At 66.6% G+C, this 8,179-nt stretch carries 12 protein-coding genes and 2 pseudogenes; 6 read left to right on the top strand and 8 right to left on the bottom strand.

Annotated elements, in window-relative coordinates:
* Both ACFV04_RS02900 and ACFV04_RS02895 read left to right on the top strand, forming a co-directional pair.
* Positions 1 to 602, top strand: a 602-nt coding sequence (locus ACFV04_RS02900; RefSeq protein WP_380526397.1) for a site-specific integrase, incomplete at its 5' end; no start/stop codon positions are given.
* 163 nt (positions 603 to 765) lie between these two features.
* The gene (locus ACFV04_RS02895) at positions 766 to 921 is read left to right on the top strand and encodes a hypothetical protein (RefSeq protein ID WP_380526395.1); all 156 of its coding nucleotides are present in this window, start codon (positions 766 to 768) and stop codon (positions 919 to 921) included.
* 7 nt (positions 922 to 928) lie between these two features.
* Here ACFV04_RS02895 and ACFV04_RS02890 read toward each other — a convergent pair whose 3' ends face one another.
* Both ACFV04_RS02890 and ACFV04_RS02885 read right to left on the bottom strand, forming a co-directional pair.
* Positions 929 to 1,312: a hypothetical protein gene (locus ACFV04_RS02890; RefSeq protein ID WP_380526394.1), complete on the bottom strand. Its 384-nt coding sequence runs from the start codon at positions 1,310 to 1,312 to the stop codon at positions 929 to 931.
* A 97-nt stretch (positions 1,313 to 1,409) separates the two neighbouring features.
* Positions 1,410 to 1,814: pseudogene (locus ACFV04_RS02885) on the bottom strand (ATP-binding protein); the annotation flags it as partial.
* 156 nt (positions 1,815 to 1,970) lie between these two features.
* Here ACFV04_RS02885 and ACFV04_RS02880 point away from each other — a divergent pair.
* Positions 1,971 to 2,456: a hypothetical protein gene (locus tag ACFV04_RS02880; RefSeq protein ID WP_380526392.1), complete on the top strand. Its 486-nt coding sequence runs from the start codon at positions 1,971 to 1,973 to the stop codon at positions 2,454 to 2,456.
* Here ACFV04_RS02880 and ACFV04_RS02875 read toward each other — a convergent pair.
* The 5 genes from ACFV04_RS02875 to ACFV04_RS02855 all read right to left on the bottom strand — a co-directional run bounded on the left by ACFV04_RS02875 (position 2,420) and on the right by ACFV04_RS02855 (position 5,311).
* Positions 2,420 to 3,169, bottom strand: a complete 750-nt coding sequence (locus tag ACFV04_RS02875; protein ID WP_380526390.1) for a hypothetical protein — start codon at positions 3,167 to 3,169, stop codon at positions 2,420 to 2,422. The two genes, ACFV04_RS02880 and ACFV04_RS02875, sit on opposite strands and share 37 nt — an antisense overlap.
* A 112-nt stretch (positions 3,170 to 3,281) precedes the next feature.
* Entirely contained in the window at positions 3,282 to 3,722 is a 441-nt protein-coding gene (locus ACFV04_RS02870; RefSeq protein WP_380526388.1) for a hypothetical protein, read from the bottom strand.
* 53 nt (positions 3,723 to 3,775) lie between these two features.
* Entirely contained in the window at positions 3,776 to 4,357 is a 582-nt protein-coding gene (locus ACFV04_RS02865) for a tyrosine-type recombinase/integrase (RefSeq protein ID WP_380526557.1), read from the bottom strand.
* Positions 4,358 to 4,389: 32 nt separating this feature from the next.
* Positions 4,390 to 4,905 (bottom strand): hypothetical protein, encoded by a 516-nt coding sequence (locus tag ACFV04_RS02860; protein ID WP_380526386.1) that lies wholly within the window; start codon positions 4,903 to 4,905, stop codon positions 4,390 to 4,392.
* 40 nt (positions 4,906 to 4,945) lie between these two features.
* Complete coding sequence (locus ACFV04_RS02855; RefSeq protein WP_380526555.1) at positions 4,946 to 5,311, bottom strand: transposase; 366 nt, start codon at positions 5,309 to 5,311, stop codon at positions 4,946 to 4,948.
* 189 nt (positions 5,312 to 5,500) lie between these two features.
* Here ACFV04_RS02855 and ACFV04_RS02850 point away from each other — a divergent pair.
* From ACFV04_RS02850 to ACFV04_RS02840, 3 genes and pseudogenes are all read left to right on the top strand, one after another.
* A pseudogene (locus ACFV04_RS02850) lies at positions 5,501 to 6,036 on the top strand (DUF2716 domain-containing protein).
* Between the two features lie 403 nt (positions 6,037 to 6,439).
* Entirely contained in the window at positions 6,440 to 6,679 is a 240-nt protein-coding gene (locus ACFV04_RS02845; RefSeq protein WP_380526384.1) for a hypothetical protein, read from the top strand.
* Between the two features lie 252 nt (positions 6,680 to 6,931).
* The gene (locus ACFV04_RS02840; RefSeq protein ID WP_380526382.1) at positions 6,932 to 7,435 is read left to right on the top strand and encodes a hypothetical protein; all 504 of its coding nucleotides are present in this window, start codon (positions 6,932 to 6,934) and stop codon (positions 7,433 to 7,435) included.
* 115 nt (positions 7,436 to 7,550) lie between these two features.
* Here ACFV04_RS02840 and ACFV04_RS02835 read toward each other — a convergent pair whose 3' ends face one another.
* On the bottom strand, positions 7,551 to 7,961 hold the full coding sequence (locus ACFV04_RS02835; RefSeq protein WP_380526380.1) for a hypothetical protein: 411 nt from the start codon (positions 7,959 to 7,961) through the stop codon (positions 7,551 to 7,553).
* Positions 7,962 to 8,179 lie beyond the last annotated feature (218 nt).

Here is an 8,179-nt window from a genome sequence, read left to right as displayed (position 1 = left end):
AAGAAGCGCGCGCCCGGTCCCGGGCGCCGGACCTCCCCGTGGCGGGCGGGCACGCTTGGGCCCCGGCCGTTTCGGCATTCGACGCCTCCCGGCTGCGGGCCCAGGACCGGGCCCGCCGGGCCGGCACCCGCCCCCGCAGCGACCACACACTGGAAACCGCCCTGGCCACCATGCGCGACCTGGCGCTCTTCCTAGTCACCGAGAAGGACAAGGACGACTGGTCCCCCGTCGATGTGCACGACATCGAGGCCTTCCTCGCGACACTGCCCAAGGCCCGCAAGCGCCGGCTGACGGTGCTGCGGCAGTTCTTCCGATTCGCCCGTGCCCAGAAGCTGGTGCTGGTCGATCCGACCCGCACCCTCACCGTCAAGGAGGCGAGCGGCTTCCGTGGCCGGACCCTCACCCTGGACCAGCAACGACAGCTGTTTCGGCGCTGGACGACCGAGGAGCGTGTGCACCCGCACGAAGCCCTGGTAGGCATGCTCGCCCTACTGCACGGTGCCTCCATCCAGTGCAGAGGTCCGGATGCTTCAGGTCGACGATGTCAACGAAGCCGCCCGGACAGTCCGGCTCGGCAAACGACCCCATCCCGTCCCCCTTGACCCAGCTTCCTGGACCGTGCTGCAGCGGTGCCTGGCCCACCGGGCGGCCTGGCGAACTGACAACCCTCATGTCGCGGTCACCAAAGGAACAAAGGCCGGGCGAAGCCCGGCCTCAACTGCCTATCTCTCCCACGTCCTTGACGACTGCGGGTTCCCTCCCCGGATGATTCGCAGCACCCGCCTGGTCGACCTGGTGAACACGATGGACCCCAAGCTCGTCGCCGCTGCCTTCGGCATGGACCCCCAGGCCACACTCATCTACCTGTCCGACCACATCGACGAGACCCGCATGTCGGGGTGGGACGTCTCCCAGACCTGAACTCCGGTCAGAGATCGTAAGGGTAGAGAGCAATGCTCTCGCGCTCGATATAGAGCTCGACCCAAGTGCCGCTGACGCCGTCGGGCAATGGATCCGCCAGATCCAGCAGGATCACCGTTCCATCCAGGTCCAGCATGCCGACACCGTCCTCCGTGTGGCTCAGCAGACCTCGTAGGACAACGCAGTGTCCGCCGGGGCGGATCTCGGGTCCATCGCCGACAGCCGGCTTGGCGTTCCGCCCCCAGAAGATTTCCTCATCGACCGTCCACTCCACGTGGTACTCGCCCGGCCCGGGGCCCGGATCCCCGCACCAACGAACCGCAGTGCGACCGATGGCCGTGTTGACCTGAGCCAGCAATGGGCTCCATGGGAATTTCGCGATCTTCTCCACCTCTACCAGCATTGGTCGATCATGCAGCACCCACCTCGCAAGCGGAACCCGTGCTGTTCAGGCGCTGCCTGGCACAGGTTCGCTGGAACATGTGCGCTTTGCTGAAGGTCTTGTTCGAGGTCAGGATGATCGAGCCCCTCTCGTAGCGCTTGGAGATCACCAGGAAGACCAGGTTCGCCTCGGCGCGTTCGAGAGGCTGGTAGCCGACCTCATCGACCACGAGGACGGCCGGTCGCAGGTAGGTGCGGAGTTTGCTGGTCAGCCGTCCCGCGGCCTCGGCGGCCTTGAGGTGTCTGACCATGTCGTCGAGGCTGGTGAAGTAGATCGAGAAGCCGGCCCGGCAGGCCGCGACCGCCAGGGCGACGGCGAGGTGGGTCTTGCCGACCCCAGGCGGTCCCAGCAGGGCGGCGTTGGCCTTGGCCTCGACGAAGGAGAGGGTGGCGAGGTCCTTGATCTTGCGCGGGTCGAGCTCGGGCTGGAAGGAGAAGTCGTAGTCGTCCAGTTATCTGGGGTAAGAGTAATTCGATCTTGCAAAGTAGCTGATCAGAGCATTGATGACGCGTCCGGAAGGTGGCTGGATTCGCTCGCCCTGCCGGGCGATCTGATCTTGGAGGTAAGTCGTTGTCCTGGCGGGGTGGTCCATCCGTAGGATCGCGTCATGACTTCCGATGCCCCACTTACCCGAGAGTCGTTCCGACGCGTTCTGTCGATCAACACGCCCGGACCGATGTCGCAGCTGCCCGGTCGTGTCTGGACGGACGCCGACTGGGACCGGATCCGGAGGGGATATCGGGCCCGGGACATGGATGAGAAGTGGAACGTCTTCGCTGAGGACAGGGTCGTCTATCTGCACCGCAGTTGGACCGGCTTTGGCGTCTTCGAAGCGACGTTCGCACCTGCCGAGGGTGGTGGTTGGCGGATTGCCTCAGCCGTCGTGGAAGCGGGCCGCGGGGGCCTTCATGGGAACTCGGCCGACTATGACTGTCTGATGCTGGAGCTGGTGCTCAGCGGTGTCGTGCTCGGAGAGCCGGCAGTGGAACTTCGTCAACAGCTGGTGGAGGTGGTGCGTCAGGCCTCGGGAGTCGCTGACGCTTCCGCCGGTGTGGTTCAGCACAGCATGCTGGGGCTGCGTTCGGACTCGTAGCCAGCGTCTCGATCGAGCCGACTGCAATTGGTCACGTGCCAGTGCCCTTGGCATGGAGTTCGCGCTGCAAGCGGAGGATCTCTCCATGGGCGGCGGCGAGCCTCTGCTCCAGATCGCGGACTTGCTCTCGGCGGGTGGTGCGTTCGTGTCAGAGCCTGGATCAGCCAGGCCCGCATGACCGCGGGCTGGCCCAGCCCGGCCAGTTCGACCTGGCATGCGTCGCAGACGATGGTTCGGCTCTGCTCGGCGGGCAGGCCGAGGATCTCGATGTGGGTAAGCATGCTGCTGAGGTCGGTGTCGTTGATGTAGTTGCGTTCATTCGCTTCGCGGAGCTCACGCTGCCCGGGCCGGTCGGCGGGGCGGAACATGCGGGCATGGCTGTCGGTGAGCTCCATCCAACGAGCGTCGTCGAGGGCCTCGGCCGCCTCAGCCCGGCAGTCGGCCATCACCCGGTAGAACAGGTCGATCGTCTGCAGATTCTTGTTGATCGTCCGCGCTTGGAGGCTGCCGCCGACCTCGCGGCGGCCCGAATGCTCGCGCCGCCAGTGGTGCAGGAAAGTGCCGAATTCCAGCGCGAGGGAGCGCAGGCTCCGCTCGGAGCCGACCGCCAGCACGGGGTGGTCGATGCCGCGCTCTGTCACGAACGCCGCGAAGCGTGCCGTGTTCACGCGGTGCTGCATCACCGTGCACCAGGTCAGCTGCCCGGACTCCATCTGCAGTCGGAGGTAAAACTTGGTGCCTTCTCGCAGCCAGGCAGGGCTGATGTCGGCCCAGCGGACGGCGGTGTTCGCTCGCGGCTCGTGCTCGCGTCGCGGGATGCGTGGATCAAGCCGCAGCGACCAGATGTCGTGTCGCCACCAATCGATCTCGCTGCTGTACTGCCGCAGCAGCCGCTCCAGCGTGCCGCGCAGAGCGTGCTCGGCCCGCAGCCGGTGCCCGGGGGGCGGGCATCCGACCCTTCTCCGCGTGGAAGGTCCGGGCCCACGCAGCCGTCCATTCGGTCAGCGGCAGGTCGGCGAAGGACGTGACGTGCTGCTGCCGGGCGATGACGGCGGCCGCGGTGGCCGCCCAGCGGTTCCACTCGCTGGCGTGGATCTGCCGTTCGCCCGTGCGCGCGCAGGTGGCCAGCCACCAGCCGACCTCGCGGCGCATGACCTCGGGCAAGGCGGTGAGGTCGAGCCGGACCTGCCGCGATCCGCGCATGAACACCCCGGCCAGGCGCTCATCGCGCGGGTCGAACAGCGGGCCGGTGAAGACCGGGTCCAAGCCGTCGACCAGCGCGGCGCTCTGGGCCCACCGGTCCGAGCCGGCCCCGTCCTTCATTGCGGTCGGCGGGCAACCGTGGTCGCTCCTGCTGAACTCTCTTCTAGGCCACGCCAGTTGGCGGTGAACGATTTCCAGTTCGCCAGCGTCTTCAGCTCGGCGTCCTCAGTGACCCAGCCGTAGAGGTTCAGCGTGGTCTGCACGTCGGCGTGACCAAGCCGTCGCATCACCACGTGTTCGTGGGCGCCGGCCAGCAGCAGGGCGGTCGCGTGGGTATGGCGCCACCGGTGAGGCGTCCAGGCGGCGGGAACTGCCTTGCCCAGGCGGCGCTTCAGAGTGCCGACCAGGTCGTAGACGGTCTCCGGCCGCAGCGGCGCGAGCCACTCGCCGCGACGCAGGTTGACGAACGCCCACCAGTTCTCCAGGTCCACGGCTCGGTGGGCGTCGGTGTCGCAGAGCTGCCACACGTACTCGCTGTGCAGGCGCTCCAGGTCGTCGCTGATGTAGACGCGACGGAACCGGCTGTTCTTCACCCGGACCCCGGCCGGATGATCCTGCCGTGGCACGACCTCGACGAACGGGGTGCCGCCCCGGCCGACATGCCAGTCGCAGTGCTTGAGCGAGAGGCACTCGCCCAGCCTGATTTTGTCGGGTCATATGGGGTTCTGGCTCAACTTCTGTGGGCCTTCACGATGCGTGACTGGTTGATGGGCCAGATCTGATTGCCCGGGTGCCGTGTATTCCAGGCGCGGATGATGGCTGCTCGCTGGTCATCGAGACTTACGACGTCTTCAGGTGGTGCCGGGTCGAAGATGTCGACAGTCTCAGGGGCCTCGCCCCCAGCGTCCAAGAAGTGCACGTACGCCTGCCGTCCGTTGGTGAACTGGCGCAACTGTCCGGACGGGTGAACGTCGGGGCGGGCTCCCTGGCAGCAGAGTAGACGGCCGTCGCGTTCCAGCTGTCGTCGAGCCTGGATAAGGCAGTCGAGATAGTCGCTCCCGCTGATCTCGGTGAGTGAGCCGTCGTCAAGGAGCGTGATGAGTGCTGTGGAGGGCGGGCCGATATAGACGGTGACAGACCGAAGGAGGCCATCTGAGTCGACGGTCTGAAGACCCACCTCTTCGGCCCATTTCGGCTGGGAAACACTGCTGTCCGAGTAACTGTCCTGGTCAAACCGGTTGTCCATGTCGACCATGATCGCTGCAGGAAGCAAGCTTGGGAAGTGCTCACGTAGCCAACAGGACGCGCTTGCGTAGGAGTTGGAAGCCGGCGCGTCCGTACATCTGGCGTTTGAGCATCTTGATCCGGTTGACGGTTCCTTCGACGGGGCCGGAGTTCCAGTGGGTGGTCAGTCCGGCGTGGACGGCGTCGTAGTCGCTGTTCAGGCCGATGGCGAAGGTGCTGATGCCGGGCAGGCCCGAGGTCATGGCGTCGGTGATCCACCCGGCGAGGCGTTCGCCTTCGAGGCGGGTGAGCATCTCGGCGAAGGAGGTGGCCAGGCCGGAGGCGGTGTCGAGTTCGGGGCAGTGGGCGAGGAGCGTCTTGCGCTGGACCTCCTCGTCGGGGGTGAGCCCGGCGGGGTAGCGGGTCAGCCAGCCGGTGGCCTGCCGTATCGAGGGCGGCGGAGGGGGCGGCGGTGCGCTGTCCGGCGCGGTGAGGGCCTGGCGGCCGGGGCCTCACCCTGGATGTGCGGAAGGGCTGGACCCGTGAGGTCCAGCCCTTCCGACTATGGCAGCAAAATTGGGCAGTGGGATTCGTTCTTCTGAGGTTAGGTTCGTCGGATGATCGATGAACCCCTCAAGCGTCTGGCCAGGGCCGAATACGACGGCATCTGGGACCGTTTCGATGACAAGTTCGACTTCCGCCCCAGCATGCATGCCTTCCCCGGAATCACCGAGACTTCGCCGTCGATCACATGGAGCCTCGACGGCTGAGCGATGACCCTGGCGATCGAAAGCTTGACCGTCTGGTTGATGTGGTGCAGGAAGGACTCGCTGGTTGCAGCGCCCCGGGGGAGTCGTTGTGGATCTTGGACTGGCAGCACACGTGCTATCGGATCCGTCCGGATCTGCCGGCGACCGACATGTTCCTGCCCCGAGTTCTTGAAGGGCGCTCGCGTGAGGGCTGGCCGCTCAACCCGTATCCGGATGGGGACTACTTCATCTTCCTGGCAGAGGACCTGCGTTTTGGCACTTTCGGCCACCCGTGGGAACACTCCCTCTGTGTGTTCGGTGGCGAGCTGCTGGATGCGATCCAGGGCGACCTGCAGCAACTGCTGCAGGTCGTCCTTCGCCGGGACGGGATGGCTGCCGGCTGAAGCCCAGGTCGCTCGCTCCCACGCAGAGAGCCGTCCAACAGTGCGTCAGTTCGTGCTGGCGAAGAGGGATTCTTGGGTGGCCTGGTAGCGGTAGGACTCGGTGCCGCGCCGAGCAGCACGCTGCCGTCCAGGCGGTAGCGCAGTTCGGCGGTGAGGTCGGCGTCGTTGCCGGGGATGATCTCGCGGGTGCAGGTCTGCTCGATCGCCTGGGCGGTCAGCTCCAGCACCCGCCCGTGCATCTCGACTGGCTGTTGGCGGGCCAGCTCCCGCACCCAGGCCGCCGCCCGCTCACCCGCGGCGGCGGCCAGCTGCAGCCCGGCGCACTCCTCCTCGGTCAGCTCCTCCCCGAGCGGCGCGGGCTCGGGCCCGGCATCGAGCGAGGAGGGGATCGGCCGCCAGAACAGTGGGGAAGGGGAAGACGTCATGCCGGTGCGCCGTCTTCGCCGCCCCCGGCCCGAGTGCCCCGGACGTCCTCACCAAGCCGGACGGCACCCTCACCACCGCGCTGCGCCTCGGGGTGTCGCCCGGGATGGTCAAGTTCGAGGGCTCCCGGCCGATAACCGAGATTGCCGAGCTGCTCGCCGACGACGCGAACCCCGCCCGGCACATCAAGACCGGCGGCGTTGTCTCCGCCGACGAGTAGCCCCCTGCGGCTCGCCACCCGCCGCTTGCCGCCGCCCGACCGGGGAGCGCGGGCTTTCGGTGTGCGTTGGTGTGCCATCTCGCGGTCCGGCAGGGCGGACCGAGAGCGGGCAACTCCCGGCTGTACGGCCTCGCGGCAGGCACCATTCTTCTCACGCGTAAACCAGATTGCGCATTCATGCACACGCGTAAGAAGCAGTCTGCTAGCTTGTGCATGCGCAGATACTGGTGGGCTTTGGATGGGGGAGATGGTATGAAGTACCTGGAGGGCACTCCGGAGGAGATCGCCCAGTTCCTCCAGCTGATGGGAGACGAATCCGGCGTTGACGTCGGAGCAGCCGCTGTTGAGGCGCTCGGTGAGACCACCGCGTCGGGCACCGAGACACTGGTCCGGGGCCGGGCCCGAAGCCAGGAGATTGCCGACCGCGTGCTGACCTACCTGAGCCGCGTGCGCGCACTCGGTGTCGAGGTCGAGGCCGGCACCTCGGAACGGACCAGGGACGGACTGTCCAACTACCTGATGGTCCGCGATGCCGGCAAGCGCCGCTTCGGAGCCGTCGCGTACGTGAGCGCGATCCACGCGGGCCTCACTCTCAGGCTCACCCCCGAGGACGTGGACGACCTCGATGACCCGCGGATCGAACTCCGCGACGTCAAGGGCGGCCACAAGTACGCGGTGAACTGCCCGCTGCGCGACGACGAGACCGTGGACCTCGCGCTGCAGCTCACCTCCCGCGCACTGGAGAAGGTGCGCTGAGGCGCTGACCGGATCCCGGCCTCGACCACTTCAACGGCACGGAGGCCATGACTGCAACCGCCTTGCCATAGTTTGGCGAGGCGGTTGCAGGGGTTACTGCAGACGACCACGTGGGTCAGTGTTCGGTGGGGGCCTTCCGTCGGATCCTGATTGCCGACTCGTGAACGCCGATCGAAGTCCTGTCCACTACCCATCCGGCCTCAAAGAGGATCCGTTCGACTGCGTCGGTCATGGTCTCAAGAGTGACGCTACCCAAGGGGATGGCTCGCTCGGCGGCGAGGTCGGGCGAGAAGATGATCGTGTTCTTGACTTCGTCGCTGAGGGCCCAGCGAACAAATACTCCGCCGGACTCGTCCTCGCTCGGATCGTAGAAAACGAGGAAGGTCGATGAGCCCACATTCCCACCGGTCCAACAGTCGCCGGTCGAGAGAACCGGCAGGCCGACGTAGCGCAAGTCTGCCTCGACTTCGGCGGCGAGTCGCGCAAGCACGGCCTCCTCTTCCATGGTTACGCGCCTGGGCAGCATCCAGGATCCTTTCGAATTTATGTCTTAACCTGCATAGCATTGTGCGATGGGGGATGGCGGCAGGCCCGGCGCCCTACTACGGGAGCCCCCGGCGGTTCCTGGCCTGCTTGACCAGGTCAGCCAGGTGGTCAGCCCAGGCCGAGTTCAGCGTCCTGCCTCCCGGCGCCGAGGGAGAGGTCAGCCCGGCAGCAGCCGAGCGCTGGGCCGCCGGGGCCGTC

The sequence above is a fragment of the Kitasatospora sp. NPDC059599 genome (assembly GCF_042735125.1).
In the GTDB taxonomy this organism is placed as follows: Bacteria; Actinomycetota; Actinomycetes; order Streptomycetales; family Streptomycetaceae; genus Kitasatospora.
This window is presented reverse-complemented; position numbering and strand designations above follow the sequence as displayed.

Bases quoted from the DNA above. Each gene is read 5' to 3' on its own strand.
- ACFV04_RS02840 (WP_380526382.1), top strand. From the start codon at position 6,932: ATGAAGTACCTGGAGGGCACTCCGGAGGAGATCGCCCAGTTCCTCCAG.
- ACFV04_RS02835 (WP_380526380.1), bottom strand. From the start codon at position 7,961: ATGCTGCCCAGGCGCGTAACCATGGAAGAGGAGGCCGTGCTTGCGCGA.
- ACFV04_RS02875 (WP_380526390.1), bottom strand. From the start codon at position 3,169: ATGGAGTCCGGGCAGCTGACCTGGTGCACGGTGATGCAGCACCGCGTG.
- ACFV04_RS02880 (WP_380526392.1), top strand. From the start codon at position 1,971: ATGACTTCCGATGCCCCACTTACCCGAGAGTCGTTCCGACGCGTTCTG.
- ACFV04_RS02860 (WP_380526386.1), bottom strand. From the start codon at position 4,905: ATGGACAACCGGTTTGACCAGGACAGTTACTCGGACAGCAGTGTTTCC.
- ACFV04_RS02895 (WP_380526395.1), top strand. From the start codon at position 766: ATGATTCGCAGCACCCGCCTGGTCGACCTGGTGAACACGATGGACCCC.